This window comes from Agrobacterium sp. 22-214-1, from assembly GCF_053522465.1.
In genome coordinates this window covers 1287524-1303754 of the sequence record NZ_JBNWCK010000001.1, presented here as the reverse complement: position 1 = coordinate 1303754, position 16231 = coordinate 1287524, and the positions used below count along the sequence as shown (strand labels likewise).

The window sequence follows — 16231 nt, the reverse complement described above, 5'->3', positions numbered from 1 at the left end:
CCTGAGGAATAGCTGGCGCAGGAATGGATCGATTGCCATGACCGTCTTTCACCGCAATGAAAAAAAGGAGCCGCTGCCGGAAGCTCTTCGCGGCGGCGTCATCGCCATCGGCAATTTCGACGGCGTGCATCGCGGCCACCGGGCTGTGCTGGATCGTGCCCTGGAGCTGGCGGAAGCCCGCGGCGTTCCCGCGCTGGTGCTGACTTTCGAGCCGCATCCCCGTTCCGTCTTCCGTCCCGATACGCCGGTCTTTCGCCTCACGCCCGCGCCGCTGAAGGCGCGCATCCTTGAGGCCATCGGTTTCCGCTCCGTCATCGAATATCCCTTCGACCGGGAATTTTCGCAGCGCTCGGCGGAGGAGTTCGTCCAGTCCATTCTGGTCGATTGGCTCCACGCCAGCGCTGTCGTCACCGGCTTCGATTTCCATTTCGGCAAGGGCCGCGAAGGCGGCCCGGCATTTCTGATGGAGGCCGGCAAACGCCATGGCTTCGATGTGACGCTGGTGGATGCCTTCCGCGACGAGGGCGCGGATGTTGTCTCCTCCAGCCGGATTCGCTCGCTTCTGTGCGAAGGCGATGTGGCGGGCGCCGCAGGCCTGCTCGGTTATCGCTTCACGGTGGAAAGCGAAGTCATTGGCGGCCAGAAGCTCGGCCGCACGCTGGGTTATCCCACCGCCAACATGGCGCTGGCGCCGGAAACGGAACTGAAGGCGGGCATCTATGCCGTGCGGTTCCGCCGCCCGGACGGTTCGATCCGCGATGGCGTGGCAAGCTTCGGTTACCGCCCGACCGTCACCGAAAACGGTGCGGCGCTGCTTGAAACATTCGTCTTCGATTTTTCCGGCGATCTTTATGGCGAGGTCTGTTCGGTCTCCTTCTTCGGGCACCTGCGCGACGAGCTGAAATTCGACGGTCTCGATCCGCTCGTCGCCCAGATCAGGCGCGATGAAGAAGAGGCGAGGGCGATGTTATCGGGCGTGCGTCCGCTCAGCGAACTGGACGCCAGGATCGCGTTCTGACCGGGTAAGGCCGGTCAGCCTCTGTTCCGGCCGATATTGCCGTCGCTTTTCTCTTCCTTTTTGCCGGAAAACCGCATAAACAACCGGCCATGTCCCAATACCGGTTGATGTTCAAAACTCAGATTGGCCGAATTATTGGCCCGGCCTTCCGCCCGCTCTGACGAGCCGGAAGGTCCGGGATTTTGGCGCTTGTCATGACTTTGGTCATGGCGCTTTCCGTATTTGCCCTCTTTGAAATTGAGACGGCGCGACCGACACGGCGCGCAACAACGGTACGATTATGAGCGACACCGCAGAAAAACTGGATTACTCCTCCACCCTCTATCTGCCGCAGACGGATTTTCCGATGCGCGCCGGCCTGCCGCAGAAGGAACCGGAAACGGTCAAGCGCTGGCAGGAAATGGGCCTCTACAAACGCCTGCGCGCCTCCGCCGCCGGCCGCGAAAAATTCGTGCTGCATGACGGCCCGCCCTATGCCAACGGCAATATCCATATCGGCCATGCGCTGAACAAGATCCTCAAGGACGTCATCACCCGCTCGTTCCAGATGCGCGGTTACGACGCCAATTACGTGCCGGGCTGGGATTGCCACGGCCTGCCGATCGAATGGAAGATCGAGGAAGCCTATCGCGCCAGGGGCAAGAACAAGGACGAGGTTCCGGTCAACGAATTCCGCAAGGAATGCCGTGACTTCGCGGCCGGCTGGATCAAGGTTCAGTCGGAGGAGTTCAAACGCCTCGGTATCGAGGGCGACTTTGAAAACCCCTATACGACGATGAACTTCCACGCCGAAGCCCGCATCGCCGGCGAACTCCTGAAGATCGCCCGCACCGGCCAGCTTTATCGCGGCTCGAAGCCGATCATGTGGTCGGTCGTCGAGCGCACGGCGCTGGCGGAAGCCGAAGTCGAATATGCCGATGTCGAGAGCGACATGATCTGGGTGAAGTTCCCGGTTGTGAAAACAAGCTATGACGAGATAGTGAAGGTTCGAGACAACGGAACGAAGTACGCGGTTTCTTCCGATGGCGAGCCAATCTCGGACGAGACTATATCGACACAGCTCATCAATAGTTATGATGATTTGCATAGCGCTTCGGTCGTTATCTGGACAACCACGCCTTGGACGATCCCAGGCAATCGCGCTATCGCCTATTCATCTAGAGTAAATTATGGCCTTTATCAGGTAACTGCAGTTGAGAATGAATTCGGTCCGCGCGTCGGGGAGAAACTGATTTTTGCAGATGCTTTGGCTGAAGAATCCTTCAAGAAGGCTAAGCTCAGCTACAAACGTTTGTGTGATGTTGTTGCAGGTGATCTGGCCGCCATCACCTGCGCCCATCCTTTGGCGTCGCTCGGCTACGATTTCCCGGTTCCGCTTCTCGAAGGCGATCACGTCACCGACGATGCCGGTACGGGCTTCGTGCACACCGCGCCGAGCCATGGCCGCGAGGACTTTGACGTCTGGACCGCGCATCAGCGTGAGCTGGAAGCGCGCGGCGTTTCGTCGGCCATCCCGTTCCCGGTTGGCGATGACGGTTTCTACACCGAAGACGCCCCCGGTTTCGGCCCGTCCGCCGAGGGCGGCGCTGCCCGCGTCATGGACGATAACGGCAAGAAGGGCGATGCCAATGACCGCGTCATCAAGGCGCTGATCGCGGAAAACAACCTGTTTGCCCGCGGCCGTCTGAAGCACAGCTATCCGCATAGCTGGCGCTCCAAGAAGCCGGTCATCTTCCGCAACACGCCGCAATGGTTCGTCTATATGGACAAGGAACTGGGCGATGGCACGACGCTGCGTTCGCGCTCGCTGAGCGCTATCGACGACACCCGCTTCGTTCCGGCTTCCGGCCAGAACCGCCTGCGCGCCATGATCGAAGGCCGCCCCGACTGGGTCCTGTCGCGCCAGCGCAGCTGGGGCGTGCCGATCGCCGTTTTCGCCGATGAGAAGGGCGAAGTCCTGATCGATGAGGCCGTCAACGCTCGCATCCTCGAGGCCTTCGAGGCCGAAGGTGCTGACGCCTGGTTCGCCGAAGGCGCCAAGGAGCGTTTCCTCGGCAATGACCACGACCATGCCCGTTGGCAGCAGGTCATGGACATTCTCGACGTCTGGTTCGACAGCGGCTGCACCCACACCTTCACGCTGGAAGACCGCCCGGACATGAAATGGCCGGCGGATGTCTATCTGGAAGGTTCCGACCAGCATCGCGGCTGGTTCCACTCGTCGCTGCTCGAAAGCTGCGCGACGCGCGGCCGTGCGCCCTATAACGCCGTTGTCACCCATGGTTTCACCATGGATGAGAAGGGCGAGAAGATGTCGAAGTCCAAGGGCAACGTGGTTTCCCCGCAGGAAGTCATGAAGGACGCCGGCGCGGATATCCTGCGCCTGTGGGTCATGACCACGGATTATTGGGAAGACCAGCGCCTCGGCAAGGCCATCATCCAGACCAATGTCGATGCCTATCGCAAGCTGCGCAACACCATCCGCTGGATGCTCGGCACTCTTGCCCATTACAAGGGCGAGGAGATCGCCTATGCCGATCTGCCGGAGCTGGAAAAGCTGGTGCTGCACCGTCTGTCCGATCTGGATAAGGTCGTGCGCGAAGGTTATGACGGCTTCGAGTTCAAGAAGATTGCCCGTGCGCTGGTGGATTTCGCCAATGTCGAGCTTTCGGCTTTCTATTTCGATATCCGCAAGGACACGCTTTATTGCGACGCGCCGTCGTCGCTGAAGCGCCGGGCGGCTCTGTCGGTCATTGCGAAGCTGTTCGATTGCCTCGTCTCGTGGCTCGCGCCCATGCTGCCCTTTACGACGGAAGAGGCCTGGCTTTCGCGTTATCCGAATGCAGAATCGGTGCATCTCGTCCAGTTCCCGGAAATCCCGGCGGAGTGGAAAAACGATGCGCTGGAAGCGAAGTGGGAAAAAATCCGCAAGGTCCGCACGGTCGTCACCGGCGCGCTGGAAGTGGAACGCCGTGAAAAGCGTATCGGCTCCTCGCTTGAGGCTGCCCCTGTCGTGCACATCGCCGACGCCGATCTTCTGGCGGCGCTGAAGGGGCAGGATTTCGCCGAAATCTGCATCACCTCCGCCATCTCGGTGGTGGGCGATGAAGGCCCGGTCGATGGCTTCCGCCTGCCGGAAGTGGCAAAGGTCGTGGTCGAGCAGAAGCTGGCGGAAGGCGCAAAATGCGCCCGTTCCTGGCGCATCACCACCGATGTCGGTTCCGATCCGGCCTATCCGGAGGTTTCCGCCCGTGATGCGGCCGCCCTGCGAGAGCTTGCAGCCCTCGGATGATCCGAAGCTGCGCATCGTTCCTGTCGAAACCCGATTCCGGGTTTCGGGCCGATGCGCGATGAAAATGACCGGATGAATTGCGCTTTGCCTCTTCATCCGGTACACCTGCCTGAAAATGGCCGGATTTGCACGGCAATGCGGGCTGCCGCCTGCCGAAAGACGATGTCTGGCGAAGTGGGACGGACGGCTGGAAGGGTTTCAATGAAGACGATGCAGGGTAATGCGCAGGGTTTGGGCATGTTTCGCACGGTTGTTGGCATCACGACGATAGGCGTGTTGCTTGGCGCGTGCACGAGCCCGACCTACGGCACGGGCAAGACGGCGGCGGAACAGCTTGTCGACGATCTTGGCAACGCGACCTCGATCACCGGCAATGACCAGGAAAAGCGCAACCTGAAATACAGCCCCCGCCCGGGCCTCGTCGTTCCCGCCCAGGCCCGAGCCGAACAGCTGGCCACGCCGCAGCAGAACATGGCGAGCCGCGAAAACAATCCGCAATGGGTCGAATCGCCGGAAGAAACCCGCGAACGCCTGCGCGAAGAGGCGGATGCCAACAAGAACAACCCGCATTATCGCTCGCCGCTGCTCGCCGGCAACGGCACGGCCGGCCAGATGACCGAAACCCAGAAATGGGAAGCCTTCCGCAAGGCCAAGGCCGATGCCCAGGGCGGCTCCGTCGTCAACGCCCAGCGCAAGTTCCTCACCGATCCGCCGGCTGAATATCGCAGCGTTCCGCAGGATCAGCTGACCGATCTCGGCGAACCGGAGCAGAAGAAGGAAAAGCGCCGCAAGAAAGAAGCGGCCGTGGCAAACACCGGCAAGAGCTGGTGGAACCCCTTCCAGTAATAACGAATGGCTGATGGCCCGCGGGAAAGCTTGCGCCTCCCGCCGGTCGCTCAATCGTCGAGACGTTTCTCGCGGAAAAATTGCCGCAGGATTTCCGCACTTTCGCTTTCCGCCAGTCCCGAATAGACATCCGGCGCATGGTGGCATGTCGGCTGGCTGAAGAAACGCACGCCACTCTCCACTGCGCCGCCCTTCGGGTCTCGCGCGCCGTAATAGAGCCGGCGGATACGGGCAAATGAAATTGCCGCCGCGCACATGGTGCAGGGCTCCAGTGTCACGTAGAGATCGGCGCCGGGCAGGCGTTCCTGCTCCAGCGCTTCGCAGGCCATGCGGATCACGGCGATTTCGGCGTGAGCCGTCACATCGTTCAATTCACGGGTGCGATTGCCGGAACGGGCGATGACGCGGCCGTCCATAACCAGTACCGCGCCGATCGGAACCTCCTGCCGCTTAGCCGCGGCACGGGCTTCCGAAAGCGCCAGCTCCATGAAATGCGTCCTTTCGGCCATTGCGTTTCAATTTCCTCTTAACCCTTGTGCTTGGACCTGATAGGACAGCCCAAACAACAGGCAAACAGCAAATGACTTTTAAAGACAAGCCGAAGCGTGACGGCGGCAAGACATTTAGCCGCGACAGGAAGCCGAAAGGCCCCGGCAAGCCCGCCGCAGAGCGCGAAAAGAAACCGACCGAGGCAAAGGCCGCCCCGGTGCCGGAAACCGTTGGCGCTTCCAAGCCCGAGCGCATTTCCAAGATCATGGCGCGCGCAGGCGTCGCCTCGCGCCGCGATGTCGAGCGTATGATCATGGAAGGCCGCGTGTCGCTGAACGGCGTCAAGCTGGATACGCCGGTGGTCAACGCCACGCTGTCCGACAAGATCGAAGTCGACGGCATGCCGATTCGCGGCGCCGAGCGCACGCGCCTGTGGCTTTACCACAAGCCCGCCGGTCTGGTGACGACCAATTCCGACCCGGAAGGCCGCCCGACCGTTTTCGACAATCTGCCGGGTGAACTGCCGCGCGTTCTGTCCATCGGCCGTCTCGATATCAATACCGAAGGCCTGCTGCTGCTCACCAACGATGGCGGACTTTCCCGCGTGCTGGAACTGCCGACCACCGGCTGGCTGCGCCGCTACCGCGTGCGCGCCCATGGCGAGGTCGATCAGGCCGCACTCGACAAGCTGAAGGAAGGCATTGCCGTCGACGGCGTGCTCTACGGCGCGATCGATGCCACGCTCGACCGCACCCAGGGCCACAATGTCTGGATCAGCATGGGCCTGCGTGAAGGCAAGAACCGTGAGATCAAGAACGTGCTCGGCGCGCTCGGTCTCGAGGTCAACCGCCTGATCCGCGTTTCCTACGGTCCGTTCCAGCTTGGCGATCTCGCTGAAGGCAAGGTGCTGGAAGTGCGCGGCCGCATGCTGCGCGACCAGCTCGGCCCGCGTCTGATCGAACAGGCCGGCGCCAATTTCGACGCGCCGATCTACAATGCGCCCGTTGAGGATGAAGAAGACGACGCGCCGAAGCGGCCGGTGAAATCCGAATGGGCGAAAAGCGATGCGCCGGAAGGCAAGCCGCGCTTCGAAAAGAGCGGCAAGTCCGAGGATCGTCGTGAAAAGGCGCTTGGACGGCTGGATACCAAGCGCGGCGACAAGCCGGCCGGCAAGTTCGGCTCCAAGCCCGCCGGGAAATTTGGCGCCAAGGGCCGCAGCGAGGATGAAGGCGAAGACCGCCGCCCACGCCAGGCCGCCGGCACCAGCCGCACGGCCAATGTCTGGATGGCGCCCGGTGCAAGGCCCACCCGCGACGGCAAGGAGCGCAAGTCTTCCGCCCGCGCGGAAGCCGAAAACCTCTTCAAGAAGCCTTCCGCCCAGGACGAAGCGCGGCGCAATGTCGTGCGGCATGCGGATGCCGAGGGCGAGTGGATCCGTTCGGATTCCCCCCGCGAAGAAGAAGGTGGTCGCGGACGTGGCGACCGTCCGCGTGGCGAAAAGAGCTTTGGTGATCGCGGTGGACGCGGCGGAAAGCCGTTCGGCGACCGGCCATTCCGCGACAGGCCGCGTGAAGATGGGGACCGCCCGCGCAGCGACCGTCCGCGCGGTGAAAAGAGCTTCGGCGACCGTCCGGCACGCGGCGGCAAACCGTTCGGCGGCAGGCCGTTCCGTGACAAGCCGCGTGAAGAGGGTGATCGCCCGCGCAGCGACCGTCCACGTGGCGAAAAGAGTTTTGGTGATCGCACCGCTCGCGGTGAAAAACCTTTCGGTGACCGTCCTTTTCGCGACAGACCCCGTGAAGACGGTGACCGCCCACGCGGCGAACGCCCGGCGGGCGACAAGCCCCGTGGCGGCAAGCCGGCCGGTAAACCCGGATTCGGCAAGCCATCTTTCGGAAAATCGGGCGAGCGTGGTGAACGTTCGGGTTTCTCAGGCAAGAGCAAAGGCCCCGGTGGTCCCGGCGGCGGCAAGCCGGGCGGCAAAGGCCCGGGTGGCAAACCTTCTGGAGGCAGGGGAATGACACGTAATGCGGATCGTAGGCGGTGAGTTCCGCGGCCGGACACTGGCCGCGCCGAAATCGAATTCCATTCGTCCGACCATCGACAGGACGCGGGAAAGCCTCTTCAATATTCTGAGCCATGCCTATCCGGAAAGTCTGGATGGCACGCGCGTTCTGGATGTTTTTGCCGGAACCGGTGCGGTCGGGCTGGAGGCGCTTTCGCGCGGTTGTCGCGTGGCGCTCTTCGTCGAAAACGGCGTGGAGGGCAGGGGGCTGCTCTGGGAGAATATCGATGCGCTGGGTCTGCATGGTCGCGCCCGTATCCTGCGGCGTGACGCCACCAAGCTCGGCGGCGTCAACAATATCGAACCCTTCGATCTTCTCTTCGCCGATCCGCCCTATGGCTATGGCCATGGCGAGAAGGCTTTCGCGGCCGCCCATGGCGGCGGCTGGCTGAACCCCGGCGCGCTCGCCATCCTCGAAGAGCGCGGCGATGTGACGGTCAAGGTCGATCCGGTTTTCAAACCGCTCGAAAGCCGCATCTTCGGCGATACGAAAATGCATTTCTACCGTTACGAGCCCTAAAGCATTTCCAGGAAAAGTGGAGCCCGATTTTCCGTCCGGAAATGCGACAGAACAAAGAGTTAGAGTGTTTTCGCGATTCGAAGAAAAGCGAAAATGCTCTAACAGCAGCGTTTCCCGTCACGCCACGGTCTTGTCTTGTTTGCGCAATAGGCAGAGTCTTTGCCGTGGAAAGAATTTGGGTATTCGCATGGAGCAGGGTGTAAACGAGAGCATAACGATCGTCCGCGCCGGGGAAGAGGTTCTCGAAGGTGACGGCGCGGGCGGCCATGAGCCGACTTTCGGACTGGCGCTCGGCGGCGGCGGCGCACGCGGCATCTGCCACATCAACGTCATCGAGGCGCTGGACGAACTCGGCATCCGACCCGTTGCGATTTCCGGTTCGTCCATCGGCTCCATCATCGGCGCGGGCATGGCGGCCGGCATGACCGGCCGGGAAATCCGTGAATACACGCTTGAGCTGATGGGACGAAAAGGCTCGGTCGCCAACCGGCTCTGGAGCCTCGGCCCGGCATCGATGCGCCATGCGGTGGACGGTTTTCGCCTCGGGCAGTTCAACCTCGAACTCATCCTGCACGCCTTGATGCCGCAGGCTCTGCCGAAGGATTTTTCCGAGCTTGCCATTCCGCTCAAAGTGATAACCACGGATTATTACGCCCAGACCGAAGTGGTGGTGGAACGCGGCGAGATCATCCAGGCGCTGGCCGCATCTGCCGCCATTCCCGCGTTGTTCATGCCGGTGCGTATCGATGGCCGCATCATGATCGACGGCGGCATTTTTAATCCGGTGCCCTATGAGCATCTGCTGGACCGCGCCGATATCGTCATCGGCGTCGATGTCGTCGGTGGCCCGGAAGGTGACGGAACCACCATGCCGAACCGGCTGGACAGCCTGTTCGGCGCCAGCCAGCTGATGATGCAGGCGGCGATTGCCCTGAAACTGAGGTTACGTCCGCCGCATATTTTCCTGCGCCCGCCGGTGCACCGTTTCGGTGTGCTGGATTTCCTGAAGTCCGAAGAGGTGCTGAACGCATCGGCCGGCATCAAGGACGATCTGAAACGGCAGATCGATATGCAGGTGGAACTGTTTCACCGCGGGCAGGGTGTGGAGGCTTGACGAATGAGGCGAGTTTTCTTCTCCCCGGCGGGGAGAAGAAACAAGTGGCGCTCTTCCAGTCACTAAGTTGAACTCAATTCATAGCGAAACTTCCGTCTCGCTGTCCTCCGTATCCTCTTCTTCTTCCCACTTTTCCGCCTTGGTCTTCGGCTTCATCAGCGGTTCGGGCTTCACCTCGCGCACCGGTTTGTTGTGCAACATCTGCCGGCCGGCGGCGAGGCCTTCCACGGCCTGTAGCTGAAGCCGCTCCTCGTCGCGTTCGCGAATATCGTCGGCAATCGCCAGCGCCCTTTCACCGTCCATATCCAGCCCCTCCAGAATGCGCCTGCCGAACAGCAGGCCCGATTCCAGCGTCTCGCGGATTTCATATTCCACGCCCTTTTTCCTGAGGTCGAGGGAATGCACGCGATCATAGGAGCGGGCATAGATGCGCACGCTCGGAAATTCCGACTGGATCATGTCGATGATACGGTCGGTCACCTCCTTTTTGTGGGTGCAGACCGCAACGAGATCGGCCCGCTCGATGCCGGCGGCGATCAGCACGTCCTTGCGGGTGCCATCGCCGAAAAAGATGCGGAAGCCGAAACGGGCGGCCTGGCGCACACGGTCGGCCGAGCTGTCGATGACGGTCACGTCGCGCCCGCCAGCGAGCAGGATCTGCGAGGCGATCTGGCCGAAGCGGGAAAAACCGATCATCAGCACATCCGCACCCGCCCCGTCGAAATCCTCTTCCAGCTTGTCCTCTTCCGCATCCTCCGCCGTCAGCCGGCGTGAAATAACCGCCAGAAGCGGCGTCAGCGCCATGGAAAGCGTGACGACGGCAACGAGGATCGAGGCCGTCGCCTGCGGAAACAGCCCGGAGGCGGCAGCCGTGGTGAAGAGCACGAAGCCGAATTCGCCGCCCTGCGCCAGAAGCAGAGCGATGCGGCTCGATGCATAACGCGACGAGCCGGCGATGCGGCAAAGACCATAGATCAGCGCCGCCTTCACCGCCATCATCGCCGGCACGGCGATCAGGATGAGCAGAATATGCTCATAGACGATATGGATATGCAGCGACATGCCGACCGCCATGAAGAACAGCGCCAGAAACAGGCCGCGAAACGGCTCGATATCGGCTTCCAGCTCGTGCCGGTAGGAGGATTCCGACAGCATCAGCCCCGCCAGCAGCGCGCCCATGCCCATCGACAAGCCCACCGCCTCCATGATGGCGGCGGCGCCGATGACGACGAAGAGGGCGGCGGCGATCATCACTTCCCTCGCACCGGTGCGGGCGATGATCTGGAACATCGGCGTCAGAAGATACCGCCCGGCCAGCACCATGCCGGCCACGGCAACGACCGAGGCGATGAGATCGGACACCATGGAATCCGTCGGCACATCCGGCCGGTTGGAAAGAATGGTGACGAGGGCAAGAAGCGGCACGATGGCGAGGTCCTGAAACAGCAGGATCGAGAAGGAGCGATTGCCGTGCCGGGTATTCATGTCGCCGTCATCGGCAAGGATTTGCAGCGCAAAGGCGGTGGAGGAAAGCGCAAGGCCGAAACCGGCGACGAGGCTGCCGCGCCAGTCGATCAGCCCTGCCCACCAGGCAATGGCCGCCAGCACGCTGCCCGTCACCAGCACCTGCGCCATCCCCAGCCCTAAAATATCGCGCCGCATCTGCCAGATGCGCGACGGCTTCAGTTCGAGACCGATGATGAAGAGCAGGAAAACGACGCCCAGTTCCGAGACGTTGAAGATGTCCTTCGCATCCGTGACCAGATGCAGGAACGGCCCGATGATGATGCCCGCCACCAGATAACCGAGCACGGTGCCGAGCCCGAGCTTGCGGAAAACCGAGGCCGCGATGACCGCGCCGGCCAGAAGCAGCAGGGGTTCGGAAAAGAGAGCGTCGTGCTCGGTCATGCGGGCGGACTTTCGAATAAGGTGGCGACAATACCGTCCGAATGGAGAAAGCGGCGTTTCGCCCTTGATGCGGGGTTCTTGGCACAATAAATGGAACAGGAATGAAAGGCCAACTCATGTCCTCAGAAATAGATTCTTCCAAACTTCTCGATCGCGCCAGCCAGCTTGTCGATCTTGCCCGTGCCGCCGGCGCGGATGAGGCGGATGCCGTCGTCGTCCGCTCCCGCTCGCAATCGGTCGGCGTACGGCTCGGCAAGGTGGAAAGCACCGAATCCTCCGAAAGCGACGATTTTTCCCTGCGCGTCTTCGTTGGCCGACGGGTGGCGAGCGTTTCCGCCAATCCGGGCTTCGACCTGAAGACCTTGGCGGAACGGGCGGTGGCCATGGCGAAGGTCTCGCCGGAAGACCCCTTTGCCTGCCTTGCGGACCAGGAACGGCTGGCGACCTCCTATGACGATCTTCAGCTTTTCGATGCGACGGAAGTGTCGGCGGATCAGCTGCGTGAGGCGGCCCTTGCTTCGGAAGAGGCAGCGCTGGCCGTCAAGGGCGTCAGCAATTCCTCCGGCGCCGGCGCATCGAGCGGCATGGGCGGCCTTGTCCTTGCCACATCCCACGGTTTTTCCGGCAGCTATATGGGCAGCCGCTTCAGCCGTTCCGTCAGCGTCATTGCCGGCGAAGGCACGAAGATGGAGCGCGACTACGATTTCGACAGCCGCCTTTATTATGCCGATCTCGATGCCGCCGAAGAAATCGGCCGCCGCGCCGGTGAAAAAGTCGTGCGCCGTGTCGGCCCGCGTCAGGTCGATACCGGCAGCAACATCACCGTGGTTTTCGATCCGCGCATCGCCCGCGGTTTTGTCGGTGCGATTGCCGGCGCTATCAACGGCGCGTCGGTTGCCCGCAAGACCAGCTTCCTGCGCGATAAAATGGGCCAGCAGGTTCTGAAAAAGGGCCTTTATCTCACCGACGATCCGCAGATCGTGCGCGGCCCGTCCTCCCGTCCCTTCGATGGCGAGGGCGTGCGCGGCGAGAAGATGACGATGATCGAGGACGGTGTTCTCAAGCACTGGTTCCTGTCCACCTCGGCGGCGCGGGAACTCGGCCTTGAAACCAACGGTCGCGGCGTGCGCGGTGGCACGGCGGTTTCGCCGGCTTCCACCAATCTGGCGCTGGAGCCGGGCGATCTCTCGCCGGATGACCTGCTGCGACAGGTCGGAACCGGCTTTTACGTCACCGAGCTGATCGGCCACGGCGCCAATATGATCACGGGTGAATATAGCTGCGGGGCGAGCGGTTTCTGGATCGAGAACGGCGAAAAGACCTTCGCGGTTTCCGAGGTCACCATCGCCTCGAACCTGAAGGACATGTTCATGCGGGTTACGCCGGCTAACGATATCGACCGCAAATACGGCGTCGCGGCCCCGACGCTCGCCATTGAAGGCATGACGATCGCGGGCAAGTGAGACGGCCTGCGGGTTGTTTTCGCCGGTACTTTGTGTGCAAGTGCGAAAAGAAAAACGGGCGCGCCGTTTGAGGCGCGCGGAAAAGACGGCAAAATGAACGATATGGCTGAGGCCCGCTGGGCCTCCGATCTGAGGCTGGTCCTCGAAGCCGCCCGCAAGGCGGGCGAGACGGCCCTCGGTTTCTTTCGTAAGGATCCCGAGGTCTGGTGGAAGAATGGCGGGCTTTCGCCGGTCAGCGCGGCCGACTATGCCGCCAACGAAATTCTCGAAACCATCCTGCGCTCCGCCCGGCCGGATTATGGCTGGCTTTCCGAGGAGACGGATGACGATACGGACAGGCTTTCCCGTTCCACCGTCTTCGTCATCGACCCCATCGATGGCACCCGCGCCTTCATCGGCGGCCGGGATACCTGGTGCGTCAGCGTTGCGGTGGTGCATGAGGGGCGGCCGGTGGTCGCGGCCCTTGTCGCCCCGGCGCTTGCCGAGGAGTTCACCGCATTTGAAGGCGGCGAAGCGCTGAAAAACGGGGTGCCCGTTTTTGCCGCGCGCGAAAACGCCGGCATCTTCCATCTGGCGGCGCCCGAAGACGTGATCGCGCATCTGCCGGAAGAGGTGCGGGGTGGCGTCAAGCGCATTCCGCACGTGCCCTCGCTCGCCTACCGGCTGGCCATGGTGGCGGATGGCCGTATCGACGGAACGCTGGTCAAGGCCAACTCGCACGAGTGGGATCTCGCCGCCGCCGACCTCATTCTGGAGAAGGCCGGCGGCCGGCTGGTCGGGCTGGATGGAAAACCTCTGATGTATAATCGCCGGCAGGTGAACCACCCCGCATTGTGCGCCGCAGCAGATTATGCGCTGCCTGCACTTTTGAAAGCGTTTTCACATCTGTCTGACAGTTGACGTTTGCCGGGAAATCCCGCAGATGAATGCCTCTCTCAGAGTTTAAGAAAGAGACAAAGACATGACGGAATCTGGCAAACAGAAACAGCTGCTGCACCTCGTATTCGGCGGCGAACTGGAAAACCTTCAGGATGTTCAGTTCCGGGATTTGAAGGCGCTCGATATCGTCGGTATCTATCCGGACTATGCTTCCGCGCTCACCGCATGGAAGTCCAAGGCGCAGATGACTGTCGATAACGCCCATATGCGTTATTTTATCGTGCATATGCACCGTCTTCTCAATCCGGACGACAAAATTTGAGTCCTTTTGCCCTTGCGTTGTAATACTATTGGGTGAAAGCGAGTTTTCCCGTGATTCCTGCGCGAGCGGCGCAGGCCGGGAATACCGGGGCGAGAAAATGTGATCGCGCTTTCGTTTCCGATGACAAAAAATGACGCAATTTGAGAAGAAGTAGGCGGCGATAACAACCAAAAACAGGGGAAGGGCATTGCGCGGAATGATCAAGGGCAGAATGTCATGAGCAGCCGTATCGCACGTTTCGCTCTTTCCGGTTACCGCATTGCCGGTATCGCCGCTTACCCGTTCGCGAAGCCCTATCTTTCCTATCGGGCGGCGAAGGGCAAGGAAGACAAGCGCCGTCGGCTCGAACGCTTCGGTTATGCCAGCGCCGAGCGCCCGCGTGGGCCGCTGGTCTGGTTCCATGCCGCAAGCGTGGGCGAAACGCTGGCGCTTATTCCGCTGATCCGCGAAATCCGCAAGCGCGATATCTTCGTGCTTTTGACCACCGGCACCGTCACATCGGCCGAACTGACCCGCACGCGGCTCGGCGACGATGTGATCCACCAATATGTGCCGCTCGATATCAAGATCGCGGTCAACCGTTTCCTGACCTACTGGGCGCCGGATGCCGCCATCACCGCTGAATCGGAAATCTGGCCGGTGACGATGATGGAGCTGGAACGCCGGCACATTCCCCAGATCCGGGTCAATGCGCGCCTCTCCGACCGTTCCTTCGACCGCTGGAAAGCCCGGCATGACATTGCTGAATCGCTGTTTTCCAAGCTGGCGCTGGTGGTTGCGCAATCCGATGTCGATGCCGAACGTTTCCGCGATCTCGGCTCCTGGCCGGTGGTGATTTCCGGCAACCTGAAGGGTGACACCGACCCGCCGCCCTGCGACGAGGCGCTTCTGGAAAGCTATCGCAAGCAGGTCGGCAATCGCAAGACATGGGCCGCCATCTCCACTTTCGACGGCGAAGAGAAGGCTGCCGCCACCGTGCATGCGGCGATCAAGTCGCGCAACGGCCAACTGACCATCATCGTGCCGCGCCATCCCGAGCGTGGCGACGATGTCGAGGCAATGCTGAAGGGCATGAATCTTTCGGTCGCCCGCCGCAGCCGCAATGACGTGATCACCCCGGAAACCGATATTTTCCTCGGCGATTCCATCGGCGAAATGGGGCTTTACCTGCGCCTGACCGAGCTTGCCTTCGTCGGCCGCTCGCTGACGGCGGAAGGCGGGCAGAACCCGCTGGAGCCGGCCATGCTCGGCTGCGCCGTCCTGTCTGGCGCGCATGTGCAGAATTTCCGCGAGGCCTATCAGAAACTGATCCGCGCTGGCGGCGGTCGTATCATCCGCGATGTGGAGATGCTGGCCAAGGCGGTGCATTATCTGCTGGTCAACGATAATGAGCGTTACAAGATGATCGATGCCGGCAACCGGGTCATTCAGGATATGCGCGGCGCGCTTTCCTCCACCGTGAAGGCGCTGGAACCCTATATCAATCCGCTCACCGTTTCCGCCAAGCTGCAACCGCGGAGCGCCATCGGTTCATGGTAGCGGATATCGAACTCAACGCGGCGCAATCGATCGCCGCAGTCCTTTTCGACAAGGACGGCACGCTTCTCGGCTATGACGCCAGCTGGGGTCCGGTGAACCGCGAGCTTGCGGCGATTGCCGCCAAGGGCGATCCCGTTCTTGCCGGCCGGCTTCTTTCCGCTTGCGGCATGGACCCCGTTACCGGTCATGTGGTGCCGGACAGCCTTCTGGCCGCCGGCAATACGGCGGAAATCGCCGCCGGTCTGGTTGCCGCCGGCTCGCCCTGCGATGTCGGGGAACTGACGGCGCGCCTCGACCGGTTGTTTACCGAGGCGGCGGATAAATCCGTGCCGGTGACCGATCTCAAGGCCTTTTTTGCAAGGCTGAAGGCGCGCGGCTACAAGCTCGGCATCGCTTCCAGCGACAACGAAAACTCCATCCGCCAGACGGCCATCCGCTTCGGTTTTGAAAAGGACGTCGATTTCGTCGCGGGTTATGACAGCGGTTACGGCACCAAGCCGCAGCCCGGCATGGTTCTCGGTTTCTGCGAGGCGATAGGCTTCCCGCCGGAGCGTGTGGCGGTGGTCGGCGACAATAATCACGATCTGCACATGGCGAAGAATGCCGGTGCCGGTCTGCGTATCGCTGTTTTGACCGGAACAGGCTCACGCGAAAGCCTCGGCGCGGATGCCGATTTTTGTTTCGACGACATCACGGCGCTTGAAGCGCTTTTGCCGGAACGGGCTCTCTGAACCCGGTGGAATTTCCGCCGGGCCGGGTGCGGCTCCATCAAACCC

At 61.7% G+C, this 16231-nt stretch carries 13 protein-coding genes; 11 read left to right on the top strand and 2 right to left on the bottom strand.

Features of this window, described 5'->3' with window-relative positions:
* The first annotated feature begins 37 nt into the window (after nt 1-37).
* The 3 genes from ACQZ5G_RS06605 (at nt 38) to ACQZ5G_RS06595 (ending at nt 5156) form a co-directional block, all read left to right on the top strand.
* Nucleotides 38-1018, top strand: coding sequence for a bifunctional riboflavin kinase/FAD synthetase (locus ACQZ5G_RS06605; RefSeq protein ID WP_080852603.1), 981 nt, complete (start codon nt 38-40; stop codon nt 1016-1018).
* 280 nt (nt 1019-1298) lie between these two features.
* The gene (ileS, locus tag ACQZ5G_RS06600) at nt 1299-4310 is read left to right on the top strand and encodes an isoleucine--tRNA ligase (protein ID WP_448737367.1); all 3012 of its coding nucleotides are present in this window, start codon (nt 1299-1301) and stop codon (nt 4308-4310) included.
* Between the two features lie 201 nt (nt 4311-4511).
* On the top strand, nt 4512-5156 hold the full coding sequence (locus ACQZ5G_RS06595) for a hypothetical protein (protein WP_162935925.1): 645 nt from the start codon (nt 4512-4514) through the stop codon (nt 5154-5156).
* A 50-nt stretch (nt 5157-5206) separates the two neighbouring features.
* Here the strand turns inward: ACQZ5G_RS06595 and ACQZ5G_RS06590 are convergent, their stop codons facing one another.
* Nucleotides 5207-5665 carry a nucleoside deaminase gene (locus ACQZ5G_RS06590; RefSeq protein WP_059760756.1) on the bottom strand — a complete coding sequence of 153 codons (459 nt, stop codon included), beginning with the start codon at nt 5663-5665 and terminating at the stop codon, nt 5207-5209.
* A gap of 71 nt (nt 5666-5736) precedes the next feature.
* Here ACQZ5G_RS06590 and ACQZ5G_RS06585 point away from each other — a divergent pair, with 71 nt between their 5' ends.
* The 3 genes from ACQZ5G_RS06585 (at nt 5737) to ACQZ5G_RS06575 (ending at nt 9344) form a co-directional block, all read left to right on the top strand.
* Entirely contained in the window at nt 5737-7692 is a 1956-nt protein-coding gene (locus ACQZ5G_RS06585) for a pseudouridine synthase (protein WP_448737368.1), read from the top strand.
* Nucleotides 7673-8230, top strand: a complete 558-nt coding sequence (gene rsmD / locus ACQZ5G_RS06580; protein WP_003522938.1) for a 16S rRNA (guanine(966)-N(2))-methyltransferase RsmD — start codon at nt 7673-7675, stop codon at nt 8228-8230. The genes ACQZ5G_RS06585 and rsmD overlap by 20 nt, the downstream gene beginning before the upstream one ends.
* 187 nt (nt 8231-8417) lie before the next feature.
* Nucleotides 8418-9344 (top strand): patatin-like phospholipase family protein, encoded by a 927-nt coding sequence (locus tag ACQZ5G_RS06575; protein WP_142778770.1) that lies wholly within the window; start codon nt 8418-8420, stop codon nt 9342-9344.
* A gap of 78 nt (nt 9345-9422) precedes the next feature.
* Here ACQZ5G_RS06575 and ACQZ5G_RS06570 read toward each other — a convergent pair whose 3' ends face one another.
* The gene (locus tag ACQZ5G_RS06570) at nt 9423-11252 is read right to left on the bottom strand and encodes a monovalent cation:proton antiporter-2 (CPA2) family protein (protein WP_448737369.1); all 1830 of its coding nucleotides are present in this window, start codon (nt 11250-11252) and stop codon (nt 9423-9425) included.
* A gap of 116 nt (nt 11253-11368) precedes the next feature.
* Between ACQZ5G_RS06570 and ACQZ5G_RS06565 the strand changes: the two genes are divergently transcribed.
* From ACQZ5G_RS06565 to ACQZ5G_RS06545, 5 genes are all read left to right on the top strand, one after another.
* Nucleotides 11369-12715, top strand: a complete 1347-nt coding sequence (locus ACQZ5G_RS06565) for a TldD/PmbA family protein (protein WP_448737370.1) — start codon at nt 11369-11371, stop codon at nt 12713-12715.
* Between the two features lie 93 nt (nt 12716-12808).
* Nucleotides 12809-13615 (top strand): 3'(2'),5'-bisphosphate nucleotidase CysQ, encoded by an 807-nt coding sequence (locus ACQZ5G_RS06560; RefSeq protein ID WP_448737371.1) that lies wholly within the window; start codon nt 12809-12811, stop codon nt 13613-13615.
* Nucleotides 13616-13676: 61 nt separating this feature from the next.
* A complete protein-coding gene (locus ACQZ5G_RS06555; RefSeq protein WP_003521023.1) occupies nt 13677-13916 on the top strand; it encodes a DUF4170 domain-containing protein in 240 nt (79 codons plus the stop codon).
* 216 nt (nt 13917-14132) lie between these two features.
* The gene (waaA, locus tag ACQZ5G_RS06550; RefSeq protein ID WP_127756293.1) at nt 14133-15455 is read left to right on the top strand and encodes a lipid IV(A) 3-deoxy-D-manno-octulosonic acid transferase; all 1323 of its coding nucleotides are present in this window, start codon (nt 14133-14135) and stop codon (nt 15453-15455) included.
* Entirely contained in the window at nt 15449-16186 is a 738-nt protein-coding gene (locus ACQZ5G_RS06545) for an HAD family hydrolase (protein ID WP_003521025.1), read from the top strand. The genes waaA and ACQZ5G_RS06545 overlap by 7 nt, the downstream gene beginning before the upstream one ends.
* The last annotated feature ends 45 nt before the right edge of the window (nt 16187-16231 follow it).